We start from the raw sequence: 19,429 nt of genomic DNA, 5'->3' as shown, positions 1-19,429 counted from the left end.
ACATCAACAACTACTGCCCGTTCACGAGGCGGGGCGAGGCGAGGCGGGGTTAGAGTGCGCGCATCCGGTTGTTACGTGGATTGTGCTCCACCTCAGCCAGGCCCAGTTCCTCCAGCAGCGGCGGCAGGTACATGCCGACACGTCCGCGGTAGCCCTTCTTCAATCCGTACCAGCCGCCCACAGGATTGGACTCGGCCCGGGCCCAGGCCTCCACGGTGCCGTCTTTGGCGGTTTTCTGCTCATCAGCGCTGCCCAGTTCCATCCAGTCGCCGTGCTCGGCAAGCATGGCCGCCAAGTCGGCAACGAGGCGAAGCTGGTACTTCAAAACTGTTTTGCCCACCGTGCACACAAGTTCTGGCGGGTCTGCTGATTCGTTGCGGTACATGGTGTACTCGGAGGTGCCGGGTGGGGTTTTCAACAGCCACGGGGAGTCGTTGGTGCCGGCGTTGCCCCAGTCAAGTGCACTCATGAACTTTTCCATCCACTAGATGCGAACGCTGGCGGCCTAAGAAAAGCTAGAGCCCCACCGACGCTGTCTGCAAAAGTGCCACGGCGTCTTGCTGGCCCTCAAAGGAGACCAAAGCCTGGCCTGTGCGGCCGTTGGCGTGCATGAGCAGCTCACCCGGCTCGCCAATGATGGCCACGGAGACGGGTGCTCGTTTGGCGACGTGCCGGGGTCCGCTGGCGTTGACCAAAACGACGCCCAGGTCAACGCTGCGGTAGAGAATGGCTGCCCGGGTGATCAGTTCAGCCCAGAGCGCCTGTGAGTACTCGGCATCCAAGGCGCGCGGCGCCCAGCGGTCCGAGGCGCGGCGGACATCTTCGGTGTGGATGAAGAACTCCGCGAGGTTCGCACTGTGCTCAACAGCTTTCAAGGCAAAGGGTGAAATTTTGGGCGGGCCGGCACGGAACTTTTCCACCAAGGCTGCATACGCCTCGGGCGTGCTGGACTCGGCCGCGAGCTTGGCAATGGCCTTTTCAGTGGCTTTGCGCCAGGGTTTGAGCACCATGCCCAGGCCGGCGCGGGGATTGTGTTCGCGCAGGTAAAGGTGAGCGGCCAGTTCCTGGGTCCGCCATCCTTCACAGAGTGTGTTAGCTCCCGGACCTGCTGCCAGCAAGGTTTCGGCGAGTACTTCTCGGGACGGCTCTACAAATCGCATCACTTGTGAAATTAGCATGTATTGACTCCAATTGGCATCAAGAACCGCCGCTTGGCTGTCCTTGGCTTACGAATTTCACCCCGGGTTACATTCGCCGGCGCAGCCCGATGACGGTTTGAGACGCTTTCTGGCGCTAGAATTGGCACTGATGCAGCACAATCCAGAACCCCAGTCAATGCCGGCCGAGTCCGCCACGCAGCCAATCGCTGCGGCAGCAGCCACCACCATCGAGGAACTGCCCGCCGAGGTGGCGGCCCTGCTCAAGCATGATGATGCGGGACTCGTTGCAGCCATCATTCAGCAGTTCGACACCCATGAGGTGTTGATGCTCGGCTGGATGGATGATGAGGCCCTGCGCCGGACGCTGAGCAGTGGACGCGTCACCTTCTACTCACGCTCCCGCCAGGAATACTGGCGCAAGGGCGACACCTCCGGGCACTTCCAGTACGTGAAGAGCGTGGCCCTGGACTGCGACGGCGACGCCCTGCTGATCGAAGTTGACCAGGTGGGCGCAGCCTGCCACACCGGCACACACACCTGTTTTGACAACCGTGAACTCACAGCCGTGGTGGGTCACCGCGGCGAGTAGCTCCCGCACCTCGTAGTTTTGCTTCATTCACCCGATTGACTCAAGGAAGCCAACCATTTCATGCAAGATCTAGGTGTCATCAGCCCCTCCCTGGCGGAATTTAGGGAATTGGCCCGCAGCCGCCGGGTTGTCCCCGTCCATCTGAAGGTCCTCGCCGACGCGCAAACGCCCATTGGCCTGTACCGCTCCCTCGCCGCCGAGGCGCCGGGCACGTTCTTGATGGAATCGGCTGCCGTGGGCGGGGTGTGGTCTCGCTATTCCTTCATTGGTGTGCGCTCCATTGCCACTTTGACAACGCGCGACGGCGAGACGTTCTGGCAGGGTGAACCCCCAGTGGGCGTGCCCTTGGGTGGTAGCCCGGTGGATGCCATGGAAGCAACGCTGAAGCTGTTGGGCACCGAACGGTTCGATGGTTTGCCGCCGTTCACCTCGGGTTTGGTGGGCTTTGTGGGCTGGGAGGCTGTGCGGCACTGGGAGAAACTCCCGGAGCCGCCCGTCGATGACCTGCACCTGCCTGAAGTTGCCCTGAACCTTGTGGCCGACATGGCCGTGCATGACAACAATGAAGGCACCGTGCTGTTGATAGCCAATGCCATCAACGCCAACGGCACCGACGAGAACGTGGACGGCGCCTGGCATGACGCGGTGGCCCGGGTCCGTGCCATGGTGGAGCAACTGCGCCAGCCCGTGGTCCAGCCCATGTCCGTGGTGGACGTTCCGGCAGCCAGCTTTGCCGAGAGCGTGCAGGAGCGCTGGGACCGGAACCAGTACCTGGCCGCGCTTGACCGCAGCAAGGAAGCCATTGTGGATGGTGAAGTGTTCCAGGTGGTCATCTCGCGCCGCTTTGAAATGGAATGCCAGGCCACCGCCTTGGATGTGTACCGCGTCTTGCGCAACACCAACCCCAGCCCGTACATGTACCTGTACAGCTTCGAGGACTCCAACGGTGCGCCCTACTCCATTGTGGGATCCTCACCGGAGGCCCTGGTCAGCGTCAGCGGCAACGAGGTCATCACCCACCCCATTGCAGGCTCGCGACCGCGCGGCGGCACGGTGGAGGATGACAAATGGCTGTCCAAGGACTTGCTGGAGGATGACAAGGAACGCTCCGAGCACCTGATGCTGGTTGACTTGTCCCGCAACGACCTTTCCAAGGTTTGTGTCCCCGGCACAGTGGATGTCACCCAGTTCATGGAGGTGGAGCGTTTCAGCCACATCATGCACCTGGTCTCCACCGTGGTGGGCACCCTCAGCCCGGACAAGAACGCCTATGACGTCTTGGCCGCGACCTTCCCCGCGGGAACCCTGTCCGGGGCTCCAAAGCCGAGGGCGCTGCGTCTCATTGACGAACTGGAACCGCATCGCCGCGGCATTTACGGCGGCGTTGTTGGATACCTGGACTTTGCCGGCAACATGGACATGGCCATCGCCATCCGTTCGGCCCTGCTGCGTGACGGCAAGGCCTATGTCCAGGCCGGCGGCGGCATCGTGGCCGATTCAGTCAACGAGACCGAGGCCCTGGAAACAGTTAACAAGGCGGCAGCCCCGCTGCGCGCTGTGTATGCGGCCGCCTCACTAAGGGCCCTTGATGAGAATGTCGGGGAAGAATTGTGAGCACGTCAGTTCCGGAATCACACGAGTCAGACGAAGAGGTATTGGGAGCTGTGGCACCGCACTCCAGCGCCACCAAGACTCCGCCCTGGCAGCGCAAGTCAACGTTGATCCTGTTGGCAATTTTGGCTGCGCTGGCCGTGTTCGGCACCACCACCCAAACCTGGATTCACGTAGCCATCGCACCCGGTGAAGTGGCCCAGACGGACTTGGACATTCCGGGCAGCAAGGCCGCTGTGGCCGTCTCCGCCCTGGCCTTGGTGGCCCTGGCAGGCGCCCTGGCAACCACCATTGCCGGGAAAGTGGCCCGCATTGTCGCCTCCTGCATCGTCTTGCTGGGCGCGGTGGGGATCATCGCCGTCGCGCTTAGGGTTTTGGCGAATCCGGCAGCTGCCGCCATGTCCGAGGTTGGTGCCGCCACGGGCATCATTGGCCAGAATTCTGACGCCACCACCACCATCTTTCCTGTGCTGGCCGCGCTGGCTGCGGCAGTGCTGGCCCTGACCGCGTTGGCTGTGCTGTGGTTTGGGCGGGCCTGGACCGTGCGCACCAAATATGACGCCGCCACGACGGCCTCGGGAGCCAACGCCGGTGAGCCGGTGGACGAGATTGACCGGTGGGATCAGCTCAGCCGCGGGGAAGACCCCACAGTCTAGGCACGGCACACATCCAAGGGGTGCCGCAGTTTCGGCTTCCTTGGGCAACTAATGGCAGAATGTATTTCAGTATCCGCGTTAAATAGGGAGATTTACCATGAGCAACAAGTCGGCGCAGGCAGTTACCGTACACGAGCCCGTTGATCACAGCATCGAACTAGGGCACGGCAACAGCCCGGCAGCATGGACAAGCGTGACCATCATGCTGGTTGGTACCATCATCGGTTGCATCGCCTTCGTCATCGGCGAGAGCGCAACCACCTTGTTCTGGATCGGCGTGGGCGTCATTGTTGTTGGCCTCATTGCAGGACCCGTCCTGCGGGCCGCGGGCTACGGTGTTGGTGGCAGCAAGCTGAAGAACACCGGCCACTAATCGTGAGTGTTTTGCTGGACATCATTGACGGAGTCCGAGCGGACCTTCGGGCGCGCCAAGAACTGGTCAGCCTGGCCGAGTTGCAGGAGCAGGTCAAGCATGTTGCCCCTGCCCTGGACGCTTGGGCTGCTCTGGGTGGAAACTTGGCGCAGCGCCCTGAACTGATGGTCATCGCCGAGGTGAAGCGTCGCAGCCCCTCCAAGGGTGATCTGGCAGGCATCGCCGATCCGGCTGCACTGGCAGTGCACTACCGCGACGGCGGAGCCAGCGTGATCAGCGTCCTCACCGAGGAGCGCCGCTTTGGCGGTTCCTTGGCCGATTTGGATGCCGTTCGCGCGGCTGTGGACATTCCGGTGCTGCGCAAGGACTTCACCTGCGATGAGTACATGATTTGGGAAGCGCGTGCCCACGGAGCGGACCTGGTGCTGCTCATTGTTGCGGCACTGAGCGATGAGGAACTGCGAAGCTACCTGGATCTGACCCATCAGCTGGGCATGAACGCCGTGGTGGAAACACACACGGCGGAGGAGATTGCCCGGGCAGTGGCAGTTGATGCCAAGATCATTGGCATCAATGTTCGCAACCTGAAAACCTTGGACGTTGACCGGGGCGTGTTTGCAGCCCTCGCTGGCAGCATTCCCGCAGGCCCCATTGTGGTTGCCGAATCCGGTGTCCGCGACGTTGCCGATGTTCAGCATTACAGCGCCCACGGCGCCCACGCCATTTTGGTGGGCGAAGCGTTGGTGAAGGATTCCACTCCGCGTGAGCGGATCGCCGAATTCAAGGCCGCCGGGGCACTGGCCATCAGCGCCCGCTAGAGCACCTCTTGCCTGGTTGCCGTGTCCCTTTCCGGGGCATGACGGCCGGGCTTTATGGCAATATGCGGCACCGCGGCCGCCGAAGACTATTAGTGCACAATTATCCAGGAACAGGACGGTGGAACTGATGGCTAACGTGCCAGCAGCTTCGTCACAGGATCCCGCTGACATGGTGGATCCGGCAACAGCATTCTTACAGGGCGGCGCCGCGGCACCGGAATTCTCTCCCGAGCATTCCCTGCGGCACGCACCTGGCCCCTACTTTGGCAGCTACGGTGGCCGATGGATGCCGGAATCACTCATCGCAGCCCTGGATGAGCTTGAAGACACCTTTGAAAAGGCCAGGGTTGACCCCGAGTTTCTCGCCGAGATCGCCGAGCTGAACAAGAACTACTCGGGTCGCCCGTCACTGTTGACCGAGGCCAAGAACTTCAGCAAGCACGCCGGTGGCGCCCGCGTGTTCCTCAAGCGCGAGGACTTGAACCACACAGGTTCCCACAAGATTAACAATGTCCTGGGCCAGGCCCTGCTGGCCAAGCGCATGGGTAAGACCCGCATCATCGCCGAAACTGGCGCGGGCCAGCACGGTGTGGCCAGCGCCACCGCCGCCGCCCTGCTCGGTCTTGAATGCGTGGTCTACATGGGTGCCGAGGACTGCCGTCGCCAGGCCTTGAACGTGGCCCGCATGCAGCTCCTTGGTGCCACCGTCGTCCCCGTGACCAATGGATCCCAGACGCTCAAGGACGCCATCAACGACGCACTGCGCGACTGGGTGGCAAATGTGGAGAGCACCCACTACGTGCTGGGCACGGTTTCCGGCTCCCACCCCTTCCCCGCCATGGTGCGTTTTTTCCACGAAGTCATTGGTGAGGAGGCCCGCGGCCAGATCCTCGAGCAGATCGGCCGCCTGCCCGACGCCCTGTGCGCCTGCATCGGCGGCGGATCCAACGCCATTGGCCTGTTCCACGCATTCTTGGATGATCCGTCCGTGAAGATCTTCGGTTTCGAGGCCGGGGGCGACGGCGTCGAAACTGGTCGCCACGCCGCAGCCATCACGCTGGGCCGTACCGGCGTGCTGCACGGTGCCCGCTCCTACCTCATGCAGGACGACGACGGCCAGACCGTCGAGTCGCACTCCATCTCCGCAGGCCTGGACTATCCCAGCGTCGGCCCCGAACACTCTTACCTGGCCGATATTGGCCGGGTCGGCTATGAGCCGATCACCGACAGTGAGGCCATGGAGGCCTTCAGGCTGCTAAGCCAGACTGAGGGCATCATCCCCGCCATCGAGTCCTCCCATGCTTTGGCCGGCGCCATCAAGGTGGGCCAGCGCCTCACGGCCGACGCCGCCAAGGCTGAGGACGTGGTGATCATCGTTAACCTCTCAGGCCGCGGTGACAAGGACGTGGAAACCGCAGCCGCCTGGTTCGGCATGCTCGATGACGACGGTCACGTGAAAGGCACCACCCTGTCTACCCGCACCGCCAAGGGTGCAGCCCCGGCTGCCGATGAAAATACAGAGGATGCCACCCATGAGTGAGAGCACCGCACCGATCCAGTCCGCAAGCAAGTCCGCGGCTGCCATTGACAGGGCCAAGGCCGCCGGCCGCAAGGCCTTGATTGCCTACCTGCCCGCCGGCTACCCGGACAAGCAGACGTCCATTGACGCAGCCATTGCCGTGGCCCGCAACGGAGCCGACATCATTGAGATCGGCATCCCGTACTCGGATCCCGTCATGGATGGCTCCGTCATTCAGGCTGCCACCACCGAAGCCCTGGCCAACGGTTTCCGCGTAGCCGACGTCTTTGACATCGTCGCCGCCGTCACGGCCGAGACTGATGCAGCCGTTCTGGTCATGACTTACTGGAATCCCGTGGACCGCATGGGCGTGGACGAGTTCTCCCGCCGCTTGGCCGAGGCCGGGGGAGCGGGGCTCATCACTCCCGACCTCATCCCGGATGAGGCCGCCGAATGGTTTGCCGCCTCCGACAAGTACGGTCTGGACCGCGTGTTCCTGGTGGCACCGTCCTCCACACCGGAGCGTGTGGCCATGACGGTCGAGGCAACCCGCGGGTTCGTCTATGCCGTCTCCATCATGGGTGTCACGGGCGCCCGCACCTCGGTCTCCAGCGCAGCGGAGGCCGTCGTGGCCGCCGCCCACAACGCCGGAGCAGAGCGCGCCTGCGTCGGGCTGGGAGTTTCCCGGCCCGAGCACGTCCGCGAGATTGCCGCCTACGCCGACGGTGTCATCGTGGGCACAGCACTGGTGGCTGCACTGCGCGACGGCGGGGTAGCCGCGGTGGGTGCCCTAGCCAAGGAACTCAGCACTGGTTTTGACGTGCCGTCCACATCCAACACGGAGGCTTTGACCCAGTGATTTCCACTCTTATTCCGCAGCAGCTCAGCGGTGCTCTCGGCGCGGCCATCCCCGCGCCGGTGTGGTCCGGCTTTGACCTTGGCCCGCTGCGCATTCACGCATACGCGCTGTGCATTCTCCTGGGCATTGTGGCAGCGCTCTGGCTCACGGATCGTCGCTGGAAGAAGCGCGGCGGGCCCGAGGGCTCCATCTGGGACATTGCCATTTGGGCCATCCCGTTTGGCATCATCGGTGGCCGGCTCTACCACGTATTCTCCTCCCCGGATGCCTACTTTGGCCCCGGCTATGACGGCACGGGCGATCTTTCCCTGATCCCACAAATCTGGTTGGGTGGCCTGGGCATCTGGGGCGCCGTGGTGCTCGGTGTGGTGGGAGCCTGGATCGGCTGCCGCCGCGCCGGCGTGAAAATTTCGGCCTTCATTGACGCCGCAGCCCCCGGTATCCTGCTGGCGCAGGCCATCGGTCGTTGGGGCAACTACTTCAATCAGGAGCTCTTCGGTGCGCCCACCACCCTGCCATGGGGCCTGAGCGTTTCCCCTGAATTTGTGCCGCCGGGCTTTAGCCCCGACACCCTGTTCCACCCCACCTTCCTCTACGAGTGCCTGTGGAACCTGGCCGGCGTCGCGGTGCTGCTGCTCCTGGACCGCAAGTTCCGCCTGCGCAGCGGACGCTTGTTCCTGATGTACGCCATGATCTACACTGCCGGCCGCGTCTGGATTGAAATGCTCCGGATCGACGACGCCGAGCAGATCACGTTCTTCGGCATCACCACCCGCCTCAACGTCTGGACCAGCATCATTGTGTTTGTGGCTGCGCTGGCGGTGTTCCTGATCCTGACCTACGCCCGCCGAGGCAAGGAATCCGAGTCCGTGTACCTGCCCGGGCATGAGCCGGCAGCTGACGAGACGCTCGAGGGTGCAGCCGATTCCGAGGCCAGGACAGTGGGTGGTTCGGGTGACTCTGCAGATGCTGTGAAGACCGGCGACGCTGTCCCGGCTGATGCTGCGGACAAGGCCGCCGCGCCAAAGTCGGCTGCGAAGGATTCGGCCAAGGACGGTAAGTAGCTAGTCCGCATGGACACCAACCGCACTGCAAGGTGTTGTTGAAGCCGTAAAAGGTGGTTCTGGATAACCAGGGCCACCTTTTTCGTGCCCGCGACCCTGCCGCATAAACGTACCTTCCGCGCTTATGGGCGCGTTGGCGGCTTGCCTGCGGTTGAGGAACCGCCGACAAGCCGCCAAAGCGCCCATAAGCGAGAATCTGTGCCGGAAATCGGCCAGACAACCCGAGATTAGGCACGGCGGCCGCGCACGTGCACCGAATTCTATTACTGATCGTGCATATGAGTCCGTAGAACAAGATTTGCATATTCGGTAGTACCGGCCCCGCTATATAGTAAAAACGACCGAAGGGGAAGATTTCACAGCGAAATCTCCTACTATTGTGCAAATGCACCATGAACCACCCGTTCGTGTGTACTTGCACAATGAATGACGCCCTCATGGGGGAGTCAGTGCGGTACAGCGGGAATTCGGTGCCAAGGAAACACATCCGAAACAAAACGGCATCAAGGAATCCCCGAAGAAGTACCGTTGAGGAAGATCCGCTTTCCCAACGATCGGGCCAGCGTCGTCCCCCACTAAACGCTCTTACCAGGGGAAGGACTTATACGTCGTGACTAGAACTTCTACACGTGACTCCCACCAGCCAGAAGCCATCTCGCCGTTCACCCGCTTCGCAGCCATGCCGGAGCGGGCGGGCCTGTACCGCCCGGACAGTGAAAAAGACGCTTGTGGCCTGGCTGTTGTTGCCACGTTGCGCGGCACCCCCGGCCACGACATTGTCCAAAAGGCACTCATTGCCCTGCGCAACCTGGAACACCGCGGTGCCGTTGGCGCTGACGAGGGAACGGGCGACGGCGCCGGCATCCTGACGCAAATCCCCGACGAATTCTTCCGCGCCATCACGGGCTTCGAACTCCCCGCACAGGGAAGCTACGCCGTGGGAACCGCGTTCCTGCCCGCCGAAGCTGCTGAGCAGGCATCGGCGAAGGCTGGCATGGAGGCCCTGGCTGAGAACGAGGGCCTGGTAGTGCTGGGCTGGCGTGAAGTCCCCGTTGTTGCCGAGTTGGTCGGGGCAAGCGCCCTGGCCTGCATGCCGTACTTCAGCCAGCTCTTCGTGGCACTCGCCAAGGAACCGCTGCAGCCCCTGGATCCCAGCAGGGCCAACGCCTTGGACGGCAAGGCCTTCAGGTTGCGCAAGCGTGCGCAGCAGAAGTTTGGCGTGTACTTCCCGTCAATGTCCTCCAAGACCATTGTGTACAAGGGCATGCTGACCACCGCCCAGGTTGAGCCGTTCTACCCGGACCTGTCCGACCCCCGCTTCACCACACGCCTGGCCGTGGTGCACTCGCGCTTCTCCACCAATACGTTCCCGTCGTGGCCGTTGGCCCAGCCCTTCCGCACCATTGCCCACAACGGTGAGATCAACACTGTCAAGGGCAACAGGAACTGGATGCGCGCCCGCCAGTCCACCATGGCCCACCGGCTGCTCGGGGACACCCCTGAAGAGCTGTTCCCCATCTGCACCCCGGGCGCCTCAGACTCGGCATCCTTTGACGAAGTGGCTGAGCTGCTCTGGCTTTCCGGGCGTTCCATCACCGAAGCCGTCATGATGATGATCCCCGAGGCCTGGGAAAACCACGCCACCATGGATCCGGCCCGCAAGGCTTTTTACGAATACCACTCACTGCTCATGGAACCGTGGGACGGCCCGGCAGCAGTCTCGTTCACGGATGGCACACTGGTGGGCGCGACCTTGGACCGCAATGGTCTGCGTCCTGCCCGTTTCTGGATCACCGACGACGGCCTGGTGGTTCTGGCCTCCGAGGTTGGCGTGCTGGAGATCGACCCGGCCACCATCGTGAAGAAGGGCCGCGTAGCCCCCGGCACCATGTTCCTGGTGGACACCGAAAAGGGTGTGCTCATCAGCGATGAGGACATCAAGGCCCAGGCAGCTGCCGCACACCCCTATGAGGAGTGGGCCAAGGAAAACACCATCCAGCTGGCAGATCTGCCCGAGCGCGAGCACGTGGTCCACCCGGCCGCTTCCGTGCTGCACCGCCAGCGCACCTTTGGCTACACCACCGAAGAGCTGCGGATCCTGCTGGGCCCCATGGCCAAGACTGGCGCCGAGCCGCTCGGTGCCATGGGTACCGACACCCCCGTTGCCGTGCTGTCCAAGCGTCCGCGCCTGCTCTTTGACTACTTTGTGCAGCAGTTCGCCCAGGTGACCAACCCGCCGCTGGATGCCATCCGCGAGGAACTTGTCACCTCGCTGAACACCACCATCGGCCCGCAGGGAAACATCCTCTCCCGCAACAAGGTCCAGGCCCCGCAGCTGGCGTTGAATTTCCCTGTCATCGACAACGACGACCTGGCCAAGATCGCGAACATGGAGAACGCGCAGGACGAGCACATCGCCATGAAGGTGCGTGGTCTTTACAAGGTCGACGGCGGCGAGTCCGCCCTGCGTGCCCGGCTCACCGAGATCTGCGAGCAGGTTTCCGGCGCCATCAACCGCGGCGTTCAGTACGTTGTGCTTTCCGACCGTGACTCCTCGGCAGTGTGGGCCCCGATCCCGTCGCTGTTGTTGCTCAGCGCCGTCCACCACCACCTGCTGCGCAGCGCCAACCGCACCAAGGTTTCCCTGGTGGTGGAAGCTGGCGATGTCCGCGAGGTTCACCACGTGGCAGTTCTGGTGGGCTACGGCGCTGCAGCCGTCAACCCCTACCTGGCCATGGAAACCGTTGAGGAACTCATCCGCAACGGCGATGTCACCGGCGTAACCCCTGAAGAGGGCGTGCACCACCTGATCAAGGGCCTGGGCAAAGGCGTCTTGAAGATCATGTCCAAAATGGGCATCTCCACCGTGGCCTCCTACTGCGGCGCCCAGACTTTCGAGGCGCTGGGCCTGTCCCAGGACCTCATCAACGAGTACTTCACCGGCACCGTCACCCAGCTGGGCGGCGTTGGCCTGGACGTCATTGCCAAGGAAGTTTCCGCACGCCACATCCTGGCCTACCCGGTCGACGGCGTGGACGTGCCGCACCGCCCGCTCCTGGGCGGCGGCGAGTACCAGTGGCGCCGCGACGGTGAGCCGCACCTGTTCAACCCGGATACGGTTTTCCGCCTGCAGCACGCAACGCGTGAACGCCGCTACGACATTTTCAAGAAGTACACCCAGGGCATTGACGATCAAGCCAACAAGCTCATGACCTTCCGTGGCCTGCTCACGTTCAAGGACGGCCAGCGCCAGCCCATTCCGTTGGATGAAGTTGAGTCGGTCAGCAGCATTGTCAAGCGTTTCTCCACCGGCGCCATGAGCTACGGCTCCATTTCGCAGGAGGCGCACCAGACCCTGGCCATCGCCATGAACCGCTTGGGCGCCAAGTCCAACACCGGTGAAGGCGGCGAGGACGTTGAGCGCCTGCTGGATCCGGAGCGCCGCAGCGCCATCAAGCAGGTGGCCTCGGGACGCTTCGGCGTGACCAGCCTGTACCTGACCAACGCGCAGGACATCCAGATCAAGATGGCCCAGGGTGCCAAGCCCGGCGAGGGCGGCCAGCTCATGGCCAAGAAGGTGTACCCGTGGATTGCCGAAACACGGCACTCCACCCCGGGCGTCGGCTTGATCTCCCCGCCGCCGCACCACGACATTTACTCGATCGAAGACCTGGCGCAGCTCATTTACGACTGCAAGCGCGCCAACCCCAGCGCACGTGTCCACGTGAAGCTTGTCTCCGAAATGGGGATTGGCACCGTTGCGGCCGGTGTGACCAAGGCCAAGGCCGACGTCGTACTGATTTCCGGGCACGACGGCGGAACCGGCGCCAGCCCGCTGAACTCGCTCAAGCACGCAGGCATGCCCTGGGAATTGGGCCTGGCTGAAACCCAGCAGACGCTGCGCCTGAACGGGCTGCGCGAGCGGGTTGTGGTGCAGGTTGACGGGCAGCTCAAGACTGGCCGCGACGTGGTCATCGCCGCGCTGCTCGGTGCTGAGGAATACGGTTTCGCAACCGCTCCTCTGGTGGTTTCCGGCTGTGTCATGATGCGTGTGTGCCACCTGGACACCTGCCCCGTGGGCATTGCCACGCAGAATCCAGAGCTGCGCCAGCGCTTCACCGGCAAGCCTGAGTTTGTGGTCAACTTCTTCGAGTTCCTTGCAGAGGAGGTCCGCGAGCTTTTGGCCGAGCTTGGTTTCCGCAGCTTGGAAGAGGCCATTGGGCAGTCGAACGTGTTGGACATCAAGGCAGCCATGAACCATTGGAAGACGGAGGGCTTGGATTTGAGCCCCATCCTTTCCGATGCCGGAGTGCCCGCCAGTGCCCCCGTTCGCCACCTGAGCAACCAGAACCACGAGCTGGACAAGCATTTTGACCAGCAGCTGATCACCATGAGTGCTGAGGCGCTCAGTGACCGGCAGCCCGTGAAGATCAGCGTTCCTGTGATCAACACGGACAGGTCGGTGGGCACCATGTTGGGCTACCACGTGACCAAGACGTTCGGCGTTGACATCTTGGGCCCGGACACCATCGACGTGACCCTCACCGGTCAGGCCGGCCAGTCACTGGGCGCATTCCTGCCGGCGGGCATCACCTTGCGCCTGCTGGGTGACTCCAATGACTACGTGGGCAAGGGCCTCTCCGGTGGCCGGATCACTGTCCGCCCCGACCGGGCGAACACCTTCGCCGCCTCTGAAAACGTCATTGCCGGCAATGTGATCGGCTATGGTGCCACGAGCGGAGAGATGTTCCTGCGTGGTTTGGTGGGGGAGCGGTTCCTGGTCCGAAACTCCGGCGCCACGGCTGTGGTTGAGGGCATTGGTGACCACGGTTGCGAGTACATGACAGGCGGCCGTGCCTTGATTTTGGGGCCCACAGGCCGCAACTTTGGTGCCGGCATGTCAGGCGGAACGGCCTACGTTCTGGATCTGGAAGCCAGCCGCGTGAACAAGAGTGCACTCGATTCCGGCGAGCTTTCCTTGTTGAAGCTCGACGCCGTCGATGAGGACATTGTTCGCTCACTTTTGCAGCGTCACGCTGAAGAAACAGAATCGGATGTGGCGGAGCAGTTGCTGGCCGATTTCCCGGCCACCGTTGAGCGGATGGTGAAAGTCCTTCCCCGCGACTACGCAGCAGTATTGGAGACCCGCTTGGCAGCAGCCGAGTTGGGCGAAGACCCGGACGGCGCAACCGTCTGGCAGAAGATCTTGGAGGTCACCGGTGGCTGATCCGCACGGTTTCTTAAACACCCGCGAACGCATCACCCAGACCCGCCGCCCGGTCCCGGTCCGCATCATGGACTGGAAAGAGGTTTACCAGGCTCAGGAGAAGGGCGTGCTGAAGTCTCAGGCCGGCCGCTGCATGGACTGTGGCGTGGCGTTCTGCCATCAGGGCTGCCCGTTGGGGAACTTGATTCCCGAATGGAATGACCTGACGTGGCGCGACAAGGGGCAGGACGCAATTGAGCGCCTGCACTCCACCAACAACTTCCCCGAGTTCACCGGCCGCCTGTGCCCGGCACCCTGTGAAACGTCATGTGTCCTGGGCATCAACCAGCCGGCCGTGACCATCAAGCAGGTTGAAGTCTCCATCATTGATGAGGCCTTCAACCAGGACTGGGTGCACCCGCTGCCCCCGGCCAGGCTCACAGGCAAGACTGTCGCCGTCGTCGGTTCAGGTCCGGCAGGACTGGCCGTTGCGCAGCAGCTGACCCGTACCGGCCACACTGTTGCCGTGTACGAGCGTGATGACAGGATCGGTGGCCTGCTGCGCTACGGCATCCCCGATTTCAAGCTGGAGAAGGAAAGCGTTGACCGCCGCGTGGAGCAGATGGTGGCCGAGGGCACCCGCTTCCGCACAGGTGTTGAAGTTGGCAAGGATATTGGCTGGGAAGAGCTGCGCAGGCGCTATGACGCCGTCGTGGTGTGCACCGGCGCCACCGTGCCACGCGATTTGCCCATCCCGGGCCGCACCTTGAGGGGTGTGCATTTCGCCATGGACTACTTGGTGCAGGCCAACAAGTTTGTTGCCGGGGATGAAGTTCCGGCCCAGATCGACGCCCGCGGCAAGCATGTGGTGATCCTCGGTGGCGGTGATACCGGTGCTGACTGCCTGGGCACGGCGCACCGCCAGAAGGCTGCATCGGTGACCACCTTGGCCATTGGCCAGCAGCCGTCCATGGATCGTCCCGCGTCACAGCCTTGGCCCACGTTCCCGAACTTGTTTGAGGTGGCCAGCGCCCACGAAGAAGGCGGCGAGCGGACCTACCTGGCCTCGACCGTGGAATTCTTGGGCGAAAACGGCGTGCTGACCGGGCTGAAGATTGCCGAAACCGAGTATGTGGGCGGGCGCAGGGTGCCCAAGGAGGGGACCGAACGGGTCATTCCCGCTGACTTGGTGTTCTTGTCGCTGGGTTTCACCGGACCGGAAACGGCCGAACTGACTCACCAGTTGCCTGTGACTTTGGATTCACGCTCAAATGTTAACCGTGACGGTTACTACATGACGAGCCGTGACGGGGTTTTTGCCGCAGGCGATGCAGGGCGCGGCCAGTCGCTGATTGTGTGGGCCATTGCGGAGGGTCGGGCGTGTGCTGCGGCGGTGGACAAGTTCCTCATGGGGGAGACCTTCCTGCCGGCACCTGTCTCACCCAGCGACTCAGCTATCAGTGTCTAGTGGCAAAGCGATAGGCTGGTTCCGGGCACCACAGATTTCTACTGTTAACCACACACGAGGTAGGTACATTGAGACGCGCAAAAATTGTTGCGACTTTCGGGCCGGCTATTGCCAGCTATGAAAACACACTTGCGGTTCTGGAGGCGGGCGTCAACGTAGCCCGGATGAACATGAGCCACGGCGATTACACCGTGCACCAGAACACGTACGACAACGTTCGTAAGGCCGCTGCTTCCTTGAACAAGCCGGTTGCCATCATGGCTGACCTGCAGGGACCCAAGATCCGCTTGGGTCGTTTTGCCAACGGCGAGGGCTATGACCTTGCCGTGGGCGATGTTTTCACCATCACCACCGAAGATGTTCCGGGCACCAAGGACATCTGCTCCACCACGTTGAAGTCCCTCACCGAGGACGTCAACGTTGGCGACATCATGCTGATCGACGACGGCAAGGTTTCGGTTCAGGCCACAGCTGTTGACTCCGTGAAGGTTGTCACCATTGTCACCGTTCCGGGCAAGGTCTCCAACAACAAGGGCATCAACCTGCCCGGCGTTGCTGTGAACGTCCCCGCCTTGAGCGAAAAGGATGAGGACGATCTGCGCTGGGCCCTGGCCTGCGGTGCAGATTTGATTGCGCTTTCCTTTGTGCGCGATGCTGCTGACATCACCCGTGTTCACGAGATCATGGATGAAGCTGGCCGCCGCGTGCCGGTCATCGCCAAGATTGAGAAGCCGCAGGCTGTTGCCAACCTGGAAGCCATTGTTGACGCATTTGACGCCATCATGGTTGCCCGTGGCGACCTGGGTGTTGAATTGCCGCTGGAAGATGTGCCGCTGGTACAGAAGAAGTGCGTTGAAATGGCTCGCCGCTGGGCCAAGCCCGTCATCGTGGCCACCCAGGTGCTCGAATCCATGATCGACAACCCGCGCCCCACGCGCGCTGAGGCTTCCGACTGTGCCAATGCCGTGCTCGACGGCGCGGATGCAGTCATGCTCTCCGGCGAGACCAGCGTTGGCAAGTTCCCCATCGAGACCGTCAAGGTCATGGCCCGCATCATTGAGGCCGCCGAAGAGGAAGCCGGCATGAAGCTGATCCCGAAGCTGGGATCCGAGCCCAAGACCCGCGGTGGCGTCATCACCGCTGCTGCCGTGCAGATCGCCGATCAGCTCGACGCCAAGTTTATTGCCACCTTCACGCAGTCAGGTGACTCGGCCCGCCGTTTGTCACGCCTGCGCCCGAAGAAGCAGGTCTTCGCCTTCACTCCTGAAGTGCAGGTTCGCAACGAGCTGGCACTGACCTGGGGCATTGAGCCCGTGTTGGTTCCCACTGTTGCCCACACCGACGCCATGACCGAGCAGGTTGACCACACCCTGTTGGCCAAGGGCTTGGTTGAAGAGGGAGACCTGGTTGTCATTGCAGCCGGTTCCCCTCCCGGACAGGCTGGCTCCACCAACCTGGTCAAGGTTCACAAGGTGGGCGACCTCGCCGACCTGGGCAAGAGCGAATCCGGTGTTCGCATCAACAAGGAAAAGATTGGTCCCTGGCCCACTGAGGGCTAAACCCCGTCTTTGACTGATTTTGCTTCACGCGGGGCGCCCTGCTCGCTGGAAACTGTAGAGTTTCTCAGCTGGCAGGGCGCTTTGTTTGTTTAACCCAAGTTAAAGCGCGACGGCGGCACTCACCATGTGGTGGGTGCCGCCGTCGAACGTTGGTCGAGCTTGTCTGCGGTGGTCGAGCTTGGGCCCACGCGCCCGAGGGCCCCGCTGCGAGCCTGCGAGCAGTGGGAGGGCGTGGGGACTAGTTGACCTGGTTGATGATGGTCTCGGCGACCTCACGCATGCTCAACCTGCGGTCCATGGAGGTCTTCTGAATCCATCGGAAGGCCTCAGGCTCGGTGAGGCCCATCTTGGTGGTCAGGAGGCTCTTAGCGCGCTCCACAAGCTTGCGGGTGGCGAACTGCTCCTGGAGGTCGGAAACCTCGTCCTCAAGCGCCTTGATCTCCTCGTGGCGGGAAAGGGCGATCTCCAGGGCGGGGAGGAGGTCTGCGGGGGTGAAGGGCTTGACCACGTAGGCCATGGCGCCGGCGTCGCGGGCACGCTCCACCAGTTCCTTCTGGCTGAAGGCCGTCAGCAGGACCACTGGGGCAATGCGGGCCTTGACGATGATCTCAGCGGCCGTGATGCCGTCCATGACAGGCATTTTGACGTCCATGAGGACCAGGTCGGGCTTGAGTTCCTTGGCGAGCTCCACTGCCTTCTCGCCGTTGTCAGCTTCGCCGACCACGTCGTAGCCTTCGCCGCGAAGGATTTCCATGATGTCGAGGCGGATCAGGGTCTCGTCTTCGGCAACAATGACGCGGCGTGCGGGGGTGGTGGGTTTGGTTTCCGTCTGTTCAGACACAAAAACTCCTTAGAAGGGGTGAGTTACACCACATTTAGCAAATATTTACCCCAAAGCTGGCCTTGGTTCTACAAAACAGCCTATCTCCATGTAGAGTAGTTGCGCGCACTGGTTCGGAAGCGATTCAAGAACCGGTATGTGATCTTCGTAACAGTGTTCGTATGGACGCTTTTGCTAAGGCCCAAGTGGCGGAACGGCAGACGCGCTGCACTCAAAATGCAGTATCGAAAGGTGTGTGGGTTCGAATCCCACCTTGGGCACGCTAAACCCCCTGGTCACAGGGGGTTTACGTGTTTAAGTGTTCCCAAAAAACCCAAAAGTGTTCCCACAGGCGTAAAATTTAGTGCATGGCAAGTGTTGTTCAGCGCCGGTCGAAGTCTGGAACCACCTCCTTTCAGGTGAGGTGGCGGGACCCCGATGTGGCCCAACAACAAAGCGTCACTTTTGTCTCCGAGGTTGACGCGAAGTTGCTGAAGGAGTTCCTGGACAGGAATGGCCAATCGTTTGGTATTGCCCAGAAAGCAATGGAGTCCAGTAGACGCAAAGTCTTGACTGTTGCAGAAGTTATCCAAGAACACATCGATTTGTTGGTCCGTCCGGCCTCCGGCACTTTGCGCACCTATCAGACCATGTTGGATCTGCATATTAAGCCGGTGCTAGGAGCAATCCTGATTGATGAACTCGACATGCGGCAGATTACTGGGTGGGTCCGTGGAATGCAGAAAAGGGGCAAGACTGCCAAAACAATCCGAAACAACCACTCGCTGATCTTTGCCTCCATGGAACGTGCGGTGCTGCTGAAATACCGGCCGGACAATCCATGCAGGGGAGTGGAGCTGCCATCGGGGGATAGGGTTGAAGATGATGCCAGGTTCCTAACCCATGCCGAGTTTTCCCAGATCTTGGCGCTTATGCCCGAGCGGTACAAGGACTTTACCCAATTTCTCGTTATGACTGGCACAAGGTTTGGTGAGGCCACCGCCGTGACCGTTGCCGATGTGGATCTACTGGCCAAGCCGGCCACAGTGAGGATCACTAAGGCGTGGAAGCGAGACGGAAACAACGAATTCTATGTTGGCCCGACGAAAACTGGTGCAGGCAAGCGAACGGTTTCCTTGGCTCCAATGCTGGTAGAGATATTGATTCCGCTGGTAGCCAGCCGGCAGGGGAGTGACCTGCTTTTCACGACAGGTACGGGAGGGCGAATTGCGCACAGCATCTACTGGCAGAAGTGCTGGGTTCCCACTGTCAAAGGTGCTCAAGCGGCTGGACTCAAGAAGACGCCCCGAATTCACGACCTGAGGCACACGCACGCTTCGTGGCTGATCCAGGACGGAGTTTCGCTATTCACCATTTCCAGGAGGCTTGGACACGCCTCCACACGGACCACGGAGGAGGTCTACGGGCATCTCATGCCTCAGGCGCTCCAAGACGGAGCAGAGTCCGTACAACGGTCCGCGAGAATCTGGGGAGGATAGGAACGAGCAGCCGTGCGGCGGGAGGGATCGAAGCTATTTTCCGATTTAGGTCGTTTGTCCCTTGGCTCGCGTGCCAAGTGTTCTGCGAATGTTGCTACCTACCGGATGAGCTCTTACCTCGCGGAGACTGGCGATTTCTTCTAGGTGTTCGTCGGTGAAGACAATCTTCCCTTTGCCCCATGTCAGATGGGGGAATTCGCAATTGGCGGCGCCAGTCCGAAGCCATGC

The 19,429-nt window shown here is 61.8% G+C and carries 15 protein-coding genes and 1 tRNA gene; 13 read left to right on the top strand and 3 right to left on the bottom strand.

Translation table 11 applies throughout. From position 1 onward, the window contains the following. Nucleotides 1-49: 49 nt before the first annotated feature. Both CVS27_RS11850 and CVS27_RS11845 read right to left on the bottom strand, forming a co-directional pair. Nucleotides 50-469, bottom strand: coding sequence for a DUF6855 family protein (locus tag CVS27_RS11850; RefSeq protein ID WP_103465946.1), 420 nt, complete (start codon nucleotides 467-469; stop codon nucleotides 50-52). A 46-nt stretch (nucleotides 470-515) separates the two neighbouring features. Further along, nucleotides 516-1,160, bottom strand: coding sequence for a TIGR03085 family metal-binding protein (locus CVS27_RS11845; protein WP_103465945.1), 645 nt, complete (start codon nucleotides 1,158-1,160; stop codon nucleotides 516-518). Nucleotides 1,161-1,335: 175 nt separating this feature from the next. On the opposite strand from CVS27_RS11845, the gene hisI reads away from it, so the two are divergent. From hisI to pyk, 11 genes are all read left to right on the top strand, one after another. Beyond that, complete coding sequence (gene hisI, locus CVS27_RS11840) at nucleotides 1,336-1,749, top strand: phosphoribosyl-AMP cyclohydrolase (RefSeq protein ID WP_103466027.1); 414 nt, start codon at nucleotides 1,336-1,338, stop codon at nucleotides 1,747-1,749. Nucleotides 1,750-1,809: 60 nt separating this feature from the next. Beyond that, nucleotides 1,810-3,363, top strand: a complete 1,554-nt coding sequence (locus CVS27_RS11835; protein WP_103465944.1) for an anthranilate synthase component I — start codon at nucleotides 1,810-1,812, stop codon at nucleotides 3,361-3,363. Next, nucleotides 3,360-4,016 carry a Trp biosynthesis-associated membrane protein gene (locus CVS27_RS11830; protein ID WP_306418493.1) on the top strand — a complete coding sequence of 219 codons (657 nt, stop codon included), beginning with the start codon at nucleotides 3,360-3,362 and terminating at the stop codon, nucleotides 4,014-4,016. Before CVS27_RS11835 ends, CVS27_RS11830 begins: the two co-directional genes overlap by 4 nt. 97 nt (nucleotides 4,017-4,113) lie before the next feature. Continuing rightward, complete coding sequence (locus CVS27_RS11825) at nucleotides 4,114-4,389, top strand: HGxxPAAW family protein (RefSeq protein ID WP_103465943.1); 276 nt, start codon at nucleotides 4,114-4,116, stop codon at nucleotides 4,387-4,389. Between the two features lie 2 nt (nucleotides 4,390-4,391). Next, nucleotides 4,392-5,207, top strand: a complete 816-nt coding sequence (trpC, locus tag CVS27_RS11820; RefSeq protein WP_207767516.1) for an indole-3-glycerol phosphate synthase TrpC — start codon at nucleotides 4,392-4,394, stop codon at nucleotides 5,205-5,207. A gap of 127 nt (nucleotides 5,208-5,334) precedes the next feature. Beyond that, nucleotides 5,335-6,747, top strand: coding sequence for a tryptophan synthase subunit beta (trpB, locus tag CVS27_RS11815; protein WP_103466024.1), 1,413 nt, complete (start codon nucleotides 5,335-5,337; stop codon nucleotides 6,745-6,747). After that, entirely contained in the window at nucleotides 6,740-7,585 is an 846-nt protein-coding gene (gene trpA / locus CVS27_RS11810; RefSeq protein ID WP_103465942.1) for a tryptophan synthase subunit alpha, read from the top strand. The genes trpB and trpA overlap by 8 nt, the downstream gene beginning before the upstream one ends. After that, nucleotides 7,585-8,649, top strand: a complete 1,065-nt coding sequence (gene lgt / locus CVS27_RS11805; RefSeq protein WP_103466023.1) for a prolipoprotein diacylglyceryl transferase — start codon at nucleotides 7,585-7,587, stop codon at nucleotides 8,647-8,649. Before trpA ends, lgt begins: the two co-directional genes overlap by 1 nt. A gap of 679 nt (nucleotides 8,650-9,328) precedes the next feature. After that, entirely contained in the window at nucleotides 9,329-13,876 is a 4,548-nt protein-coding gene (gene gltB, locus CVS27_RS11800; protein ID WP_103466022.1) for a glutamate synthase large subunit, read from the top strand. Further along, a complete protein-coding gene (locus tag CVS27_RS11795; protein ID WP_103465941.1) occupies nucleotides 13,869-15,323 on the top strand; it encodes a glutamate synthase subunit beta in 1,455 nt (484 codons plus the stop codon). The genes gltB and CVS27_RS11795 overlap by 8 nt, the downstream gene beginning before the upstream one ends. Before the next feature lie 68 nt (nucleotides 15,324-15,391). Next, complete coding sequence (pyk, locus tag CVS27_RS11790) at nucleotides 15,392-16,882, top strand: pyruvate kinase (protein ID WP_103465940.1); 1,491 nt, start codon at nucleotides 15,392-15,394, stop codon at nucleotides 16,880-16,882. A 238-nt stretch (nucleotides 16,883-17,120) separates the two neighbouring features. Here pyk and CVS27_RS11785 read toward each other — a convergent pair whose 3' ends face one another. Beyond that, the gene (locus CVS27_RS11785) at nucleotides 17,121-17,723 is read right to left on the bottom strand and encodes an ANTAR domain-containing response regulator (RefSeq protein WP_103465939.1); all 603 of its coding nucleotides are present in this window, start codon (nucleotides 17,721-17,723) and stop codon (nucleotides 17,121-17,123) included. A 179-nt stretch (nucleotides 17,724-17,902) separates the two neighbouring features. On the opposite strand from CVS27_RS11785, the gene CVS27_RS11780 reads away from it, so the two are divergent. Then, a tRNA-Leu gene (locus CVS27_RS11780) sits at nucleotides 17,903-17,983 on the top strand. Between the two features lie 87 nt (nucleotides 17,984-18,070). Next, nucleotides 18,071-19,201, top strand: a complete 1,131-nt coding sequence (locus CVS27_RS11775) for a tyrosine-type recombinase/integrase (protein WP_103465938.1) — start codon at nucleotides 18,071-18,073, stop codon at nucleotides 19,199-19,201. Nucleotides 19,202-19,429 lie beyond the last annotated feature (228 nt).

The sequence above is a fragment of the Arthrobacter glacialis genome (assembly GCF_002909445.1).
In the GTDB taxonomy this organism is placed as follows: domain Bacteria; phylum Actinomycetota; class Actinomycetes; order Actinomycetales; family Micrococcaceae; genus Specibacter; species Specibacter glacialis.
This window is presented reverse-complemented; position numbering and strand designations above follow the sequence as displayed.

Coding starts and splice junctions, on each gene's coding strand:
- CVS27_RS11835 (WP_103465944.1), top strand. CDS start 1,810: ATGCAAGATCTAGGTGTCATCAGCCCCTCCCTGGCGGAATTTAGGGAA.
- gltB (WP_103466022.1), top strand. CDS start 9,329: ATGCCGGAGCGGGCGGGCCTGTACCGCCCGGACAGTGAAAAAGACGCT.
- CVS27_RS11775 (WP_103465938.1), top strand. CDS start 18,071: ATGGCAAGTGTTGTTCAGCGCCGGTCGAAGTCTGGAACCACCTCCTTT.
- CVS27_RS11845 (WP_103465945.1), bottom strand. CDS start 1,160: ATGCGATTTGTAGAGCCGTCCCGAGAAGTACTCGCCGAAACCTTGCTG.
- hisI (WP_103466027.1), top strand. CDS start 1,336: ATGCCGGCCGAGTCCGCCACGCAGCCAATCGCTGCGGCAGCAGCCACC.
- CVS27_RS11825 (WP_103465943.1), top strand. CDS start 4,114: ATGAGCAACAAGTCGGCGCAGGCAGTTACCGTACACGAGCCCGTTGAT.
- trpA (WP_103465942.1), top strand. CDS start 6,740: ATGAGTGAGAGCACCGCACCGATCCAGTCCGCAAGCAAGTCCGCGGCT.
- CVS27_RS11850 (WP_103465946.1), bottom strand. CDS start 469: ATGAGTGCACTTGACTGGGGCAACGCCGGCACCAACGACTCCCCGTGG.
- trpB (WP_103466024.1), top strand. CDS start 5,335: ATGGCTAACGTGCCAGCAGCTTCGTCACAGGATCCCGCTGACATGGTG.